This is a genomic window from Parasedimentitalea nitratireducens (genome assembly GCF_057444295.1).
In genome coordinates this window covers 466,124-480,697 of sequence record NZ_JBYAXC010000003.1, presented here as the reverse complement: position 1 = coordinate 480,697, position 14,574 = coordinate 466,124, and the positions used below count along the sequence as shown (strand labels likewise).

Genomic DNA, 14,574 nt, shown 5'->3' with positions numbered 1-14,574 from the left:
TTAGCGAATTGCTTTCGTGATGTCACGATTCAATTTCGTTATGCTTTCGAGTTAATCGATCTGGCGCGGTTGGCTCAGTAATTGCACCCTGCACAAAACTACACCGCGCGCTTTGAAGGGCACGCAATGCAGGGAAGTGTGATTTGAATAGAAGGGCTTAACCCAAGGCAAACATATGGTTGTCCCAGCGCAGGTCATGCTGTGAAAGAGGGGATACCTTGGATGGGGTCAGGTGTAGAAACTGGCCGCGCCCGGTGCTGGCGACAAAGCCGGTTTGGTTTGCGATCAGACCGCAGACATCGTCGAGGTGGTGTTGATGCAGTATCTCGCCCGACTCAACCGACAGAATTTGCACAACACCGCCGCGAGGGGAGGTGACGGCGATATCTGCTCCATCAATAGAGAAGCAGATCGAACCACCATAACCGTTCAGATTGCGGGTGCGGGGGTCATCCTCGGCCATGAGCCGGGGCGCGGTGCCGGGCCGGTGAAGGCCAACGATGGGGACACCAGCACCTGCTTCGCCTTGCCACTGCATGGCAAAGCCGACGGTGCCGTTGGGGTGCATTGCCAAATGGCGGATCGAGTTTTGGTGCAGATCTTCGGGCAGTTGCATCTGATCCTCGACCGTACCGTCAAGCCGTATATAGGTGAGGTTGGGCAGCATGGTATCAAGGTTCAGTTTTTCACGGCCCTTGTCCGGGTGGGTCTGGATGCCGCCGTTGGCGATGACTAGGCCGGGCGCGTCTTGACGTAGCAACATTTCATGTGGGCCGATGCCGCCCGAGTTGTAGCTGCCAATGCGCTGGTAGCCCTCAGAACAATCCCAGACGCCGATATTACCACGCGCGGTGTCATACTCATTTTCAGTTGTGAACAGTCGTGTTCCATCCGGTGTGAAACAACCGTGGCCGTAAAAGTGATGCCCGGCAGGAGGTGTCAGTCGGGTCAGTTGCGCGCCGGTTCTGCAGTCGACCACGTCGGCAAACAAACCGGGGCGGCGGGCAAAGGCAACCACCTCGGGGCGTTTTGGATGGGCGCTGGCGGCGTGTCCACGATCGGGCAGGGGGCAGCGAAATAGGATTTCGCCCTGCGTAGTTAGACCGGCCAGAATGAATGACCCGTCCGGTTGCTTGGCGGCAGACAGAAAGGCCGGGCAGCCCAGATCGGCCCAACTGGCCTGTGGAGCTAGGCCTGTGGCCAGCAATCCGGCCAGAAATCCACGACGTGAGGTCACTTTAGTCTCCGTCGAGAGAGTTGAAGCCGGCATCGACACCCAGTGACGGGCCAAGCTCGGTATCAGAGAGGGCGCGGATGTCATTCACCAGTTGCTGCAGTGCCTCAACCCGGAGTCGGCTGGTGGGCTGGGCTACCCCGGCAAAGCTGGGATCATTCAGGCGCGCAACAGCTTTGTGTGCTTTGCCGAATGCCACCCGGAACTTATTAGCCAGTTCGGTATCGTCGCCTGATAGGGCGATGGCGAGGGGTTCCAGCGCTTGCAGGGACAGCTCAACATGGCGCTGGCTGCGCCCTGACCGGCGGGCCTCGGCCCGTTTGGGGCGGGGCTTGTCGAATGTGCCAAGTGGGCGGCCCAGACGCAAGTCGGCGGTGGCTTGCAGGCCGGTGTTCAAGGCCTTGTAAAATTCTTGTTTGACCTCGGCCTCGGACTGATAGTGATCGCCCGGTGTACGCAGTTGATCGACATAGCTGGTTTGCCAGTCGTCGCGGATTTGCTGCGTTGTATTGGCAATGTCGGCGGTGATGGCCTGGAGCAGTTGGCAGCGGTATTCGGCTGTATTGGCGCCGGTGATTACGGAGTTATTGAGCAGATAGTCCATCGCATAGAACCCACGCGCCGCAATGGAGGCGTTGGTGAATTCTTCGGGTGTGTTGATGACGGGGTCCTGATTGCGAGCCAGCGCGGCCAGCGCCTTGGGGGTCTTGCCTCGGCTGTCAGGCCAGAACGACAGAGCAAAGGCGCGGTTGTCGGTTTCCGTTGGGCCAAAACGAAAATGGCTGACGGTGATCCAGGCGTCAAAGGCGTCGCTATAGGCGCCGTGCAAAGATGCCGAGTCGGGCTGGCAGTCTGCGCGTACTGCCTCTGCTAATAGGTCCGAGGTAAAAGCAAGCTCGTCCATGCCCGGCAGGATCTGCTGATCGAGAATATCGTCAACCATATCAGCCTGAGCAATCAACGGGGTGAGGGTCAGGCCAAGGGCCAGGGCAAATGAGCGCATATCAAAGGCTTTCCAGAAAACGAATAAGAGCGGCGCGGTCCTCAGGTGGGAGCAGTACCACGGTATTACGGGCGGCTTGGGCTTCGCCACCGTGCCAAAGGATGGCCTCGGTCAAGGTGCGGGCGCGACCGTCGTGCAGATATCCAGCTTGGTCTGAGACCTGTTTGGTGAGGCCAATCCCCCATAGTGGTGGTGTGCGCCACTCGCGACCAGTGGCGCGGGCTTCGGGTCGGTTGTCGGCCAGATCTTCGCCCATGTCGTGCAGCAATAGATCCGAGTAGGGCCATATCAGCTGAAAACTCTGCTCGGGGCGGTTGGTCAGTCGGTGGGTGACAAACTTGGGCGTATGGCAGCTGGTGCAACCGGTGTCGTAAAACACCTGTTTGCCGCGCTGGACCTGCGGGTCATCCAGATCACGGCGGGCGGGCACACCAAGGTTGCGGCTGTAGAAGGTGACCAGATCCATGTTGGGTTGGTCGATTTCTGTCACCCGCACATCACCGTCGCCGTGGCGGGCTTCCTGACAGGCGGTTTGTGCGTCGGTGCATTCGCCCCAGGGAGTTGGATAAAGCGGGGTGGATATACCGACGTCGCCAGAAAAGGCCGCAGCGGATTGCTGGTGCACGGTGGGCATGCCCGCCTTGAGGCCGAACCTGCCTAGCATGACCTCGTCATACTCCAGCGACCAAACCAGATTGGCGCGGCCCGAAATGCCGTCACCGTCGGCGTCATCCTCGTCCACATTGGCAAGGATGTCGGCGGCAGGGATCGCCTCGAGCAAGCCAAGGCCGATCATTGGTGGCGCGACACGTGGGGACAGCATGGCGTCTGCGTGCAGCGGGCCATAGCCCAGGTTACGGGCCTCGTAAGTGGGCTGGCGCAGAGTGACGGTTTCGCCGCCGGAGAGGGCAACTTCGACATCCTTGTAAGTGACTGCGAACTCATATTCCGACGGGACGCCGGGTGGAGAGAAGTCCTGTAGCTGGTTGCCGTAATTGGGGTCAGGCGCGGTGCCGATGTAGTCATGTACCGCCGCCATCTCTTCAGGGGCCGCGCTGGGGATCGAGATGCGCATGAACATCGAAACCGCGCTGTCGTCTGGGCCCTGGGGCGGGTGGCCGCGGCCGTCCTTGATGTGGCAACGCTGGCAAGAGCGCGCGTTGTGCAGGGGGCCAAGCCCATCGGAGGCGAGGGTGGAAGCCGGGGAGAACACCCAGAGTTTCTTGAACAACCCGTTGCCCAGTTTGAACTCCAACTCTTGTTCAAAGCTGATATTGGCTGAGTGCTGAGAAAACGCCTCGTCATCGATCCGGGCCCGAACGGTGGCGGCACCTGCCTGATTTTGTTCGAATTTTTCTGCTTCATCAAATGAACTGGTCGGCGCGGTCACAGATGTGATCCGGGCCTGTTCGGCCTCGGTGCGCGGCGTGATGTTGAGATGGGGATCGCCTAATTGCAGGGCCGTCAGGTCTAGCGCCTGAGCGGGGGTAGTCGCCGCAAAAGCGGCAACCGTTGTTGCCTTAATCTGCATCTTCCAATTTGGTCGCGTTGAGATGGGCAAAGTGTTCGGCACCAATTCTGTCATGTAGTTCAAGGTGGGTTTCGAGGAAATCGATATGACCCTCTTCGTCTTTCATCAGCTGCTCAAACAGCATCATCGTCACATAGTCGCCGGCGTCTTTGCAGACATCCCGGGCTTCTTTGTACAGCTCGCGGGCCGAGCGTTCGGCCGCCAGATCAGCCTCCATGCATTCTTTGGGCGTTTGCCCAATACGCAGCGGATCCAGCTTTTGCAGGTTGGGATGGCCTTCTAAAAAAATGATCCTTTCTATCAGTTTGTCCGCGTGCTCCATCTCTTCGATGCTTTCTTCGCGGCTTTTCTTGGCCATGCTGCCGAGACCCCAGTCGTCTTGCAGCCGGTAGTGCAGCCAATACTGGCTTACGGCGGTCAGTTCATGGCGCAGTGCTTTGTTGAGATAGTCGAGTACTTTGGCGTCGCCCTTCATCATCACTCTCCTTGGATATCCCGCTGCGCAGATTTGCCAGCTGAGCAGGTACCTTTAGGTTAGTGTTCGCGCGCATCGTGTCGAGGAAGAGAGGCATGCATCCGCCGCAATCTGCCGCCTTGCCAAGCGCATGATAGACCTTGCCGGGGGTAATTATCGTGTCAGGATCAGAACTTCGCATCCAGTCCACTGCTGCATGAATGTCGTGATCCGAGATCCGGGTGCAGTGGCAAATGATCATAGTTTAGTCCTGCCGAAGGGGCGCTTTGATTCCGTAGAAGTTATTTCCGACAAAAACTATCGGATTACAAGTGTTCGCCAAGTTTAATTGTCGGGAATGCGGCGAGTCGCCCATCAGCGGGGTGGTAGCTGGTGGAACAGGTCGGCTCGGCGAAGGTTCTTGGATTGGTGTGGAAATGTGCGTTTTGCACATTTACTTGACATGTTTGTTGGATTCTTTAAATGTGCAAAAAACACATTTATGGAGATCAGCAATGTTTCGTGCTTCAATTCTTGTAACTTCGCTTTTGATTGCCGCCTGTTCCTCGGAACATCAAAGTACGTCGGGGGCCGCCTATTTAGCGGATCGTGGCATCAAGGATGCCGAAGTGGCAAAATTCGCAGCTTACGAGCCTGATCTTCGGTTCCCTGCAAGAACGGGGGTAGTTCGTTTGGTATACGGCGATATTACCTCTATGCCGGAAAAAGAGCGGGCCATGTATTTTGACGGTATGTCAGAGGAACTAGGTGAGTTGGTGCATCTTGGGCCGTTGGAAGCAAAGCTGCTGGATACGTCAAGATACGGAAAAATGGAGCAACTGGAAATCCGACAGCTCGCCGCGTCCCGTCATTTGGACTACGTGCTGGTCTTGTCTTATGGTCTGTACGGTAATAGCGCCGAGGCTGTCTTTCTTGATGTGGGCAGCGGCTATCCCTACGCGAGCATCGAAACCGCAGCACCGGGTCGTGGCAAAAGTAATTTTTGGGGTGGACGGGTTCGAAAGCCGGGCCGTTTGAACAGAGCGACGTTCAATTTGGCCAAGTATCTGAAGCCGAAACTTGAAACCATGATGACAGAACTTGTGAAGCAGGCTGGCCGGTGAGCACAGCGCTGGGCGCAGGCAATCTGAATTGAAAAGGGTCGCGAGAGATATCGCGCCCCTTGAGGCTGTTCGAAAATACTTTCGATGGAAAATGTACTGGTTATAGAACAGCCCCTTAGACCTATACGGAAGAACAGGTCATTGGACAGGACTTAGTTGAAAACAGCCGATGGGTTATCCAGAGAGTCGGAGCCCTCGAACTCGATGCCGTCCAGCTTCAGCGTGGACACAACGCGCTCGATCGATTTGGTCTGATCCACCAGACCGTTGATGCCGCCCATGATCAGGGCCTCGCCTTTGGCGTTGCCTTGCTCCAGCATCTGATCGTAGGAGAACCCACCGTAAGCAGCTGCTTTCATAGCGCCTAGGGCTTCCATAGTCGCGGTCAGTTTACCGCGCATTTCAGCGTCCAGATCTTTGTTCACGGCCATGACCAGATCAGACAGCGAAGCGCCGGAAACAACGTCGCCGTTTACGCGGGTGTATTCACCCAAGTATACGTTCTGAACGCCCATGCCGTCATAGTAGTGGCTGTTGTGGGTGTTGTCCGAGAAGCAATCATGCTCTTCTTCTGGATCGTTCAGCATCAGGCCAAGGCGCATACGCTCACCAGCGGTTTCACCATACGACAGCGAGCCCATGCCGGTCAGCATCGCCGAGATGCCGGCGTTTTCATCGCTCAGCAGGGTGGTGCGGGCTTCGCCATCGGTGGCCCACTGGGCGGCGATCCAGTCCAGATCGGAAATCAGCAGCTCGGTTGCCGCCTTCAGATAGGCGCCACGACGGTCACAGTTTCCGTTGGTGCAATCAGCGCCAGTGGCATAGTCGGTGAAGGGGCGGTTGCCAGCGCCGTGGTTGGTGCCGTTCAGGTCCTGGCCCCAGAGCAGGAATTCGATGGCGTGGTAGCCGGTTGCGACGTTGGATTCGATGCCTTCAGCCTCGTGCAACGCACCTTCGAGCAGGGCGGGTGTGATGTCAGATGCGTCGATGGATTTGCCGGACAGTTCAAACGATGGATTGGCCACTACGTTCAGAACTGCCAGAGCGTTTTCGTCGGATGGGCCGCCGTAAGATGCGTCAACATAGTCGATCAGACCTTCGTCCAGCGGCCAAGCGTTTACCTTGCCTTCCCAGTCATCGACGATGACGTTGCCAAAGCGGAAAACTTCGGACTGCTGGTATGGCACGCGCGCATCGATCCATGCGGTACGGGCGGCTTCCAATGTTTCAGCCGAAGGGGCTGCGATCAGCGCGTCAACAGCCGCTTGCAGGACTTTGGCGGTTTCCAGGCTGTCCTGATATTTTGCTTCGGCAATATTCGAATAGTTGGTCAGAACAGCGGCTTTGTCAGCGGCCAGTGTGGCTGTGGCGCTGGCTGCAAATACGGTCAGCGCCGTGCTGGCTTGGAGCAGGGTTTTCATAAAGGAATATCCTTGTCAGTGTTTGAAATTAGTGAAGAGTTGCAGAGCAAGGCCGACCCAAAACGGGCGGCGGCGTTGCGGTGGTCATCTGCCGCAGCAAGTGACCAAATTCGGAGGCGAGGGGGAGAATTTCCCGCGCCAAGGAGGGCCGCACGATCAGCGAGGCAAACAACATTGTGTCGTCGACTTGGCCATCCGCAGCGGCGGCGATCATATTGGCAAAACAGTTTTCATCGGCGCCAAGGCAATCGCAGGTCAGCCCGTGACGCAACAGCGGGCGGCGGCCGTGTTCAACGCAGAGCATGCAGAGCTGACCAAAGGTCTCGAGCGCGATCTCGCACAGCTCGGGGCCCAGGCGATCACTCACGTCATCACGCATGTCGAGCCGTGTTTCAGGGCTGCTGAACCACTGGCGCAGGTGGCGCACGGCTGTGGCTTCGATCGGGGATAGATCAGAGAGGACGCCAACAGTGGCGCCCCCCCGACGTGCTGCTGCTTGGGTCATTTGGTCAGGATAAGCTTGCCAGCGCGGGTGATGCGCAGGCTGTAGATCTGACCGTTCAAAAGGATCCGGGCCTGATTGCCGCCTTTGGTCAGTTCCTCGGCGTGGTAGGTCGGGAACACTTCTGGTGAGGGAGTTTTCACTTGGGATACGTGCATGTTCATGAGGGTCGCCCTTTGCTGATAGCCGCCCGGTCCTGGATCCATTCCAGACAAAAGCCAGACAGGGTTTCGGGTTCGGATACGGCCTGGGACCAAAACGTGTTCAGCTTGGACTGAACAGGCGCATCTGGCTGCGGCTTTTGAACTGTTGAAACACTGTGCGACATGGGGCGCTCTGATCTAAATTGATGCTGCTCGGGCTGACCTGAGTCGTCAGGTTGGCTAGAATGTCGCTAACCTGATTTAATTACTCAGGATAGTCAACCTGAGTTTTTTAGTCGGGATTAATTTTTTATGGAAATCAGTGGGTCACCGGGATTGGCAAAGCATAGGCCGCATGGCTGAAACAAAAAACGCGCCCCACTAGGAGCGCGTTTAAAAACTATTGTTGGCAATTGCTTAGTCGCGTTTGCCAGAGAAACGCTCTTGCCAATCTTCGCGCTGATCATCTGTGATCTTGGCAAACAGCACTTCGGGGACCGAGAATTCATGTCCAACCGGCAGGGCGTTCAGCGCTTCGGCCACGTCATCGGGCCAGCTGGTATTAAGCGTGTTCATTGCGCTGAGCATGCTGGCCGTGGCTGTTGGGATAAATGGCGCACTAAGTACAGCGTAGAGGCGGATGAGGTTCAGCCCCATGCGCACCTGTGTGGCCGCTTTCTCTGGGTCTGTCTTGAAGGTTGACCAGGGGGCTGCGCTTTGCAGGTATTCGTTGCCTGCCACCCAAATGGCGCGCAGCTCCTGAGCCGATTTGCGGACCTCCATTGCCTCCATGTGGCCCTCGTAGGCGCGGATGCGGGTGGTCAGTTCACCAATCAGGGCCTGTTCCTGCTCGCCATATTCGCCGCCTTCGGGCACCGCTTCGCCAAACTTGGAGCGGCAGAATTTGGTGATGCGCGAGACAAAGTTTCCCAGTACATCGGCCAGGTCTTTGTTCACGGATTGCTGGAAGTTTTCCCAGGTGAACTCGGAATCGCTGCTTTCAGGTGCGTGGCTCAGCAGCCACCAGCGCCAGTAATCGGCAGGCAGGATTTCCAGCGCCTGATCCATGAACACGCCGCGACCCTTAGAGGTCGAGAACTGGCCGCCGTCATAGTTCAGGTAGTTGAACGATTTCAGGTGATCGACCATCTTCCACGGCTCACCCGAGCCTAGGATGGTCGACGGGAAGGACAGGGTGTGGAACGGCACGTTGTCCTTCCCCATGAACTGGACGTATTTCACATCATCCGCGCCTTTGTCGGTGCGCCACCAGCGCTCCCAGTCGGCGTCACTTTTGCCATTGGCCTCAGCCCATTCGCCAGCGGCGGCGATGTACTCAATAGGTGCATCGAACCAGACATAGAAGACCTTGCCCTCCATACCGGGCCAATCTTCGCCGTCTTTCTTGACCGGAACACCCCAGTCGAGATCGCGGGTGATGCCGCGATCTTGCAGCCCATCACCGTCATGCAGCCATTTCTTGGCGATCGAGGTGGTCAGCACCGGCCAATCGGCTTTGGAATCAATCCACTGGTCCAGCTGATCGCGCATTTCGGACTGGCGCAGGAACAGGTGTTTGGTCTCGCGGACCTCCAGATCGGTGGAGCCGGAAATCGCCGAGCGCGGATTGATCAGATCGGTTGGGTCCAGCTGCTTGGTGCATTCTTCGCATTGGTCACCGCGCGCGCCGTCATGGCCGCAATTGGGGCAGGTGCCTTCGACATAGCGATCGGGCAGGAATCGGCCATCAGCATTGGAATAGACCTGACGGTCAGACACTTCGGTGATCAGACCTGCATCGGCCAGCTTGCTGGCAAAATGCTGAGTCAGCTTGTGGTTCTGTGGGCTGGAGGAACGGCCATAATGATCAAACGACAGGCCAAAGCGATTGGCAATGTCGGTCTGTACGCCATGCATGTCGGCGCAGTACTCGGCGACCGGCTTGCCTGCTTTTGCAGCAGCCAGTTCAGCCGGGGTGCCGTGCTCGTCTGTAGCGCAGAGGAACATGACTTCATTGCCGCGACCGCGATTGTAACGGGCGTACAGATCCGCCGGCAGCTGACTGCCGATGAGATTGCCCAGGTGCTTGATCCCATTGATATAGGGAAGTGCCGAGGTAATGAGAATTCGTGCCATATCACTTTTCCGCCTAGCTGTCTGACGATCCGTCTAACGTAAGTTTTGGCGGTTAGAAATCCCCCAGCGAACGGTTCTGGAAATTTCCCCCTGCTTTGACGGCTGACTGCACTACTGTGTTCCTGTATAAGTTGACGCAATTGAGGAGCGCAGAACGTTCGGGTGTGGATTAATTTGGTTTAACCCCTTGAAAACAGACACTGTGCTTCTTAACTGAATTGTATACCTTTGCATACCAACTGATTGGCGGCCCATATATGTTTGACTTCCTGCTCGAAGGTGCATTTGCACCTTTTTCCTTTGCTCTGGCACTTTTGTTTGGCCTGATGGGGCTTGAACTGGTGGCCTTGTTGCTGGGTGGCAGTTTGATGGGCGGCGACAATGAGGTTGCCCCAGACATTGGCGATGCGCCGGATCTGGGGGATTTTGATCTGGATCTTGATCCCGAGGGATTGCTGGTGGATCCGGGTGATCTGGAGTTAGCTGAGTTTGAGCCGGAGGTCGATGTCGACAGCGGCGTTGAAGCTAGCGATGGTCTGGCCAGCTGGCTGGGGCTGGGCAAGATGCCAATGCTGATCTGGTTGGCAACGGTTTTAATGGGGTTTGGTCTAAGTGGTTTGGGGCTGCAGGTGGCCTTGAAAGAGCTGTTTGGCTTGCTGGCACCTGCCACACTTGCGGCCTTGCCCGCTGGTGCTTTTGCCCTGTGGTTTGCACGTGGGTTTGGCGGCATGTTTGCACGTCTATTGCCACAGACCGAGACCGAGGCCTCGTCGCTAAGCCAATTGGGTCGTCGCCGCGGGGTGATCTCACAAGGCACCGCCTCACGTGGCCGCGCGGCCGAGGTGCGGGTCACTGATCGGTTTGGCAATCAACATCACCTGCGGGCAGAGCCGCTAAAGGATGGTGAGACCCTGACCCAGGGAACCGAGGTATTGGTGCTGCGCGACCGTCGCAGCGGCACCTATGTACTGGTCGGCTTGTCCGACTAAGAGACTATAAATTCAAACTTTTAGGGAGGTAACTCATGCAGTTGCAATTCTTGTTGATCGCCGTTGCCAGTGTTCTGGTGTTCCTTATTCTTATGGGGCTGGTGATGAAGCGCGTTTACCGCCGGTCGTCTCGCGAAATTAGCCTGGTTCGGACTGGGGCTAGGGGCAAAAAGGTGATCATGGATGGTGGCGTCGTCGTTGTTCCGTTGTTTCACGAGGTCAGTCCAGTCAATATGAAAACCCTTCGTCTGGAGGTTCACCGCAACGGTGACGGAGCTTTGATTACGCAAGACCGGATGCGTGTTGATGTGGGGGTCGAATTCTATGTCTCGGTTAATGCCACCGAAGAAGGCATTGCTCGCGCAGCACAAACGCTGGGGGACCGGACATTTGATGTGAACCAGTTGCGCGAGATGATCGAAGGTAAGCTGGTGGATGGTCTGCGGGCCGTTGCGGCGCAGATGACCATGGACGGCTTGCATGAAAAACGCGCTGACTTTGTTCAGGAAGTACAGAATGCGGTGTCTGAGGATCTGTTGAAAAACGGCCTTTCGCTGGAATCCGTCTCGTTGACCGCATTGGACCAGACACCGTTTGAGGCGCTGGACGAAAATAACGCCTTTAACGCAGTGGGTATGCGCAAGCTTGCCGAGGTTATTGCAAATTCGAAGAAAGAGCGCGCTCAGATCGAGGCGGAAGCGCAAGTTGCGGTGCGTCGCGCCCATATGGAGGCTGAGCGTCAGCGTTTGTCGATTGAGCAGGACGAAAAGCAAGCCGAGATTGCCCAGGCGCAGGAGATTGAGACGTTGAAGGCGGCGCAAGAGGCTGAGATTGCCGCACGCCGTGAAGATTCGATGCGCGAAACTGAACGTGCTCGGATTGCCCGCGAGGAGAGCATTCGTGCTGCCGAAATTGAGCGGGAGCGCAAGATCCGTGATGCCGAGATTTCCAAAGAGCGCGAGCTGGAAGTGGCAGAGCAGGAGCGTCAGGTGATTGTGGCGCAGAAATCCGAAGAGGAAAGCCGGGCCCGTGCATCCGCCGATCTGGCGCGTGCCGAAGCCACCAAGGCCACCGAGGCAGTGGCAACCGCCCGTCAGGTGGCCGAGGCGGAACGCCAGAAGCAGATTGTGCTGATTGAGGCCACCCGTGAGGCGGAACGTCAGGCTACTGGGATCCGTCTGGCAGCCCAAGCCGAGAAAGAGGCCGCTGCCGACCGTGCCGAGGCGCGCCGTGAAGAAGCCCAGGCTGAAGCCGATGCGCTGAACATCCGGGCTGAAGCCAAGAAGAACGACATGCTGGCCGAGGCGGAAGGTAAGCGGGCCATTGTCGAGGCCTCTAATGTGTTGTCGAGTGAGCAGGTCGGCATGAAAGTTGATCTGGCCCGCATTGAGGCGATGCCGTCAATCATTGCAGAGATGGTCAAACCCGCCGAGAAGATCGACTCAATCAAGATCCACCAGGTCAGCGGTGTGGGTGGCGTTGCTTCGGGTGCTGCTGGTGGTGTGGGCGGTGGCGACAAGCCGGTGGTCAACCAAGCCCTGGATTCGATCATGGGCATGGCGGTGCAGATGCCTGCGCTCAAGAAATTGGGCGAAGAGCTGGGGCTGTCGATGGAAGATGGCGTGAGTGGTTTGACCAATGGTGCGTTGGCGCCAAAGCCCGCCGCGCAGGTTGCAGAGGGTGAACCTGACGCTGAAAGTGAGATTATCGAAGGGTAACCTCTGACTTCACAACATACTGCAAAGGGGCCGGGTTAAACCGGCCCTTTCCATATCTAACCCGGAAAATTCGAATTTTCCGGTCAAAATTCTTAGAAGAATTTTGGTCCAGCGGCACCTGCAGGGCTCGACTATTGAGTGCTTAGCTTGCAGCTGGGCGCAGCTCTCCCTGATAGGCCGCGATGAGACCAATCAAGGGGGATGAAATTTCCACATCAAAGCGGAAGGTACCTTTGGCCTGGGATTCAAAGCTTTGCCCCTGGGGCAGTAAGAACTGCGGTAGTGGCAGGCCAAGCAGCGACCATCTGCGAGGGATCAGGAACAGTTTCTCACCTTCGATCACCAGCGCCAGGGAAACCGTGATAGGACCAAACCGTTCGTTGACTAGATGGTTACTAAGGCCGGTGCCTGGCGTCTGAATGGACGAAAAGCTTTGCTCGCCAAATCTACGGGTCCATTTTTCACCGCCATCCTGAGGCGTGAACTGCACCCGGACAGGTATGTTGTCGGTGGTTTGCGGGAGGCCGATCAGTTTGCCCAGGATCTTTGAAATTACGCCATCTCCGCGCTGGACACGGGCGGTGCCTTCCCAAGTGCGGGCGTTGGCGTCGTCATGCAGGGCCTGGACCTGCGGCGGCAACTGATCAAAGGCGTCGCCCAGAACTTGCCGGTACAGGGGCAGCTGGCCAGTGGGTTCGGTACGAAATCCCATGTAAAGGGAGCGTCCTTCAAAGAGTTGCTCATAATCGGATAAATCCAACTCCTGAGTTGCAGCCCGAGCGCCGGCTTGCGGAGGCTTGTTGTCCAGCACCTTGCGGATGATGGCCTCGGTGGCCATCGATGGAATGTAGGGGCCATCGTCGCCTTCGGCCAACAAGTGCCAGGATCGCTCAATAGGCTGGCCGTTTTGCAGGCCGGTTGCCTGAACAAACATGCCGCCGCGGTGATCACCAAACCGCATCAGGTTCAACACCCAGTGAAACAGCGGCGCAAGTGGCGCAAGGCTGGGCAGGTTCAGCCGGTGACGGATCTTGGCCAGCAGGGTCAACATGTGGTTCAAGATTTCGGGGCGTGGGCCCGCGCCCATCCAGATATCGGACAGGGTGGGAAATTCAGCTGGGAGCACCTGCAACTCAGGGACGTCAACAAGCGAGAAACGGGTGTTTTTGAGCGGCAGTTTGCCCGGAACGGCGATGGTGTAACGCAGGCTTTCGGCAAGGCCGATGGCAGCTGTCTTCTGGCCGTTGCGGGTGAGTTTGATTGGGGTCCCGGCATAGTCCAGTATGGCTCGCACAACGTTTTGACCGATCCCGGCATAGGGGGTTGGGGCAATACCGCCTTTGACCGTCTCAATGGTCATGTCCCTGGACATCTCGCGCAGCACTGCCGAGGTTAAAACCGGGAAACTGCTGACACCCGAGAGAACAAAGACACCTGCATCGCGGGCAGCTTGATCAAATTGCGAAACGCCAAACACAAAGTCGGCGGCATCGGCAAAGTCCAGATAGTTGACGCGGTGGCGGATACAGGCCTCGATCACCGTATATTGCGCCGCGCCATAGTTCTGAAATGGCCCCGAGACATCGACCACCAGATCTACCGTAAGATCTTCAAGGGCCTGATCCAGCAACAGGCGATCCAGTTGTACGGGTTCAGCCGTTGCGACGCCCTGAAAAGCGCTGCAAAACGCGGTTGCACGAGACAGGTTGCGACCGGCAATCAGCAGTTCAAGATTGGGGGTATCCGACAGCAGCTCGGCCAGACGCCCACCAAAGACACCATAGCCGCCCAGAATTAAAATTCTCATGTCATCAGCCGTTTCTGGACTTCAGGATCCGGCAGGCTACATAGATCCGCCGTGCCAAACCAGCGATAGCGATTTCTAGCGACGGTTCGGTACAACACATCGCGCAGCCCCCGGGGCAGTAAGCGTAGAATGGAAAGTCTTCTCCAGACACCGCCTAGACGTTTGCCAACCCGCATGACGGCATCCAACGAGGCATAGCCCTGGCCATTTTCAAGATAGAGCCAGGATGTTGGATCACTTGGGTCCATGCCGAAATGGGTCATCAGCGCGCCGCCCAGCGGTGATTGCAGGGGGACGATCTTGAAGGCTGACTGGGTGTCATTATGAGCAATCCACGCCGCCCCGCGTGCACAGAGCGAACAGCGAGCGTCCATCACGCAGACCGGGCCGGTGTCGTTGAAGGCTGGGACCGCATCATCGCTTTGATATGAGTAAAGGGGGTGGTTCAAATACATGACCGGACCCTAAGCGGGGGATCAGGCCAAGTTCAACCCGGTAAACCCGGTGTCAGT

The 14,574-nt window shown here is 57.2% G+C and carries 14 protein-coding genes; 3 read left to right on the top strand and 11 right to left on the bottom strand.

Annotated features, from left to right (window positions below):
• Window positions 1–157 precede the first annotated feature (157 nt).
• The 5 genes from AC2T28_RS13015 to AC2T28_RS12995 are packed head-to-tail and all read right to left on the bottom strand — an operon-like array spanning window position 158 to window position 4,484.
• The gene (locus AC2T28_RS13015; RefSeq protein WP_486749419.1) at window positions 158–1,237 is read right to left on the bottom strand and encodes a DUF1513 domain-containing protein; all 1,080 of its coding nucleotides are present in this window, start codon (window positions 1,235–1,237) and stop codon (window positions 158–160) included.
• 1 nt (window position 1,238) lies between these two features.
• The gene (locus AC2T28_RS13010; RefSeq protein ID WP_486749418.1) at window positions 1,239–2,237 is read right to left on the bottom strand and encodes an imelysin family protein; all 999 of its coding nucleotides are present in this window, start codon (window positions 2,235–2,237) and stop codon (window positions 1,239–1,241) included.
• A 1-nt stretch (window position 2,238) separates the two neighbouring features.
• A complete protein-coding gene (locus tag AC2T28_RS13005) occupies window positions 2,239–3,768 on the bottom strand; it encodes a di-heme oxidoreductase family protein (RefSeq protein WP_486749417.1) in 1,530 nt (509 codons plus the stop codon).
• On the bottom strand, window positions 3,758–4,243 hold the full coding sequence (gene bfr / locus AC2T28_RS13000) for a bacterioferritin (protein ID WP_486749416.1): 486 nt from the start codon (window positions 4,241–4,243) through the stop codon (window positions 3,758–3,760). The genes AC2T28_RS13005 and bfr overlap by 11 nt, the downstream gene beginning before the upstream one ends.
• Window positions 4,191–4,484: a (2Fe-2S)-binding protein gene (locus AC2T28_RS12995; protein ID WP_486749415.1), complete on the bottom strand. Its 294-nt coding sequence runs from the start codon at window positions 4,482–4,484 to the stop codon at window positions 4,191–4,193. The genes bfr and AC2T28_RS12995 overlap by 53 nt, the downstream gene beginning before the upstream one ends.
• Window positions 4,485–4,737: 253 nt before the next feature.
• Between AC2T28_RS12995 and AC2T28_RS12990 the strand changes: the two genes are divergently transcribed.
• Entirely contained in the window at window positions 4,738–5,346 is a 609-nt protein-coding gene (locus AC2T28_RS12990) for a hypothetical protein (protein ID WP_486749414.1), read from the top strand.
• Between the two features lie 152 nt (window positions 5,347–5,498).
• Here AC2T28_RS12990 and AC2T28_RS12985 read toward each other — a convergent pair whose 3' ends face one another.
• From AC2T28_RS12985 to metG, 4 genes are all read right to left on the bottom strand, one after another.
• Entirely contained in the window at window positions 5,499–6,767 is a 1,269-nt protein-coding gene (locus AC2T28_RS12985; protein ID WP_486749413.1) for an imelysin family protein, read from the bottom strand.
• A gap of 28 nt (window positions 6,768–6,795) precedes the next feature.
• Entirely contained in the window at window positions 6,796–7,272 is a 477-nt protein-coding gene (locus AC2T28_RS12980; protein ID WP_486749412.1) for a hypothetical protein, read from the bottom strand.
• The gene (hemP, locus tag AC2T28_RS12975; protein WP_486749411.1) at window positions 7,269–7,433 is read right to left on the bottom strand and encodes a hemin uptake protein HemP; all 165 of its coding nucleotides are present in this window, start codon (window positions 7,431–7,433) and stop codon (window positions 7,269–7,271) included. The genes AC2T28_RS12980 and hemP overlap by 4 nt, the downstream gene beginning before the upstream one ends.
• 396 nt (window positions 7,434–7,829) lie before the next feature.
• The gene (metG, locus tag AC2T28_RS12970) at window positions 7,830–9,548 is read right to left on the bottom strand and encodes a methionine--tRNA ligase (protein ID WP_486749410.1); all 1,719 of its coding nucleotides are present in this window, start codon (window positions 9,546–9,548) and stop codon (window positions 7,830–7,832) included.
• A 257-nt stretch (window positions 9,549–9,805) separates the two neighbouring features.
• Between metG and AC2T28_RS12965 the strand changes: the two genes are divergently transcribed.
• Complete coding sequence (locus AC2T28_RS12965) at window positions 9,806–10,537, top strand: OB-fold-containig protein (protein WP_486749409.1); 732 nt, start codon at window positions 9,806–9,808, stop codon at window positions 10,535–10,537.
• 35 nt (window positions 10,538–10,572) lie between these two features.
• Window positions 10,573–12,255 (top strand): flotillin family protein, encoded by a 1,683-nt coding sequence (locus AC2T28_RS12960; RefSeq protein ID WP_486749408.1) that lies wholly within the window; start codon window positions 10,573–10,575, stop codon window positions 12,253–12,255.
• Window positions 12,256–12,397: 142 nt separating this feature from the next.
• Here AC2T28_RS12960 and AC2T28_RS12955 read toward each other — a convergent pair whose 3' ends face one another.
• Both AC2T28_RS12955 and AC2T28_RS12950 read right to left on the bottom strand, forming a co-directional pair.
• Entirely contained in the window at window positions 12,398–14,062 is a 1,665-nt protein-coding gene (locus AC2T28_RS12955) for a saccharopine dehydrogenase family protein (RefSeq protein ID WP_486749407.1), read from the bottom strand.
• Window positions 14,059–14,517: a thiol-disulfide oxidoreductase DCC family protein gene (locus AC2T28_RS12950; protein WP_486749406.1), complete on the bottom strand. Its 459-nt coding sequence runs from the start codon at window positions 14,515–14,517 to the stop codon at window positions 14,059–14,061. The genes AC2T28_RS12955 and AC2T28_RS12950 overlap by 4 nt, the downstream gene beginning before the upstream one ends.
• Window positions 14,518–14,574: the final 57 nt, after the last annotated feature.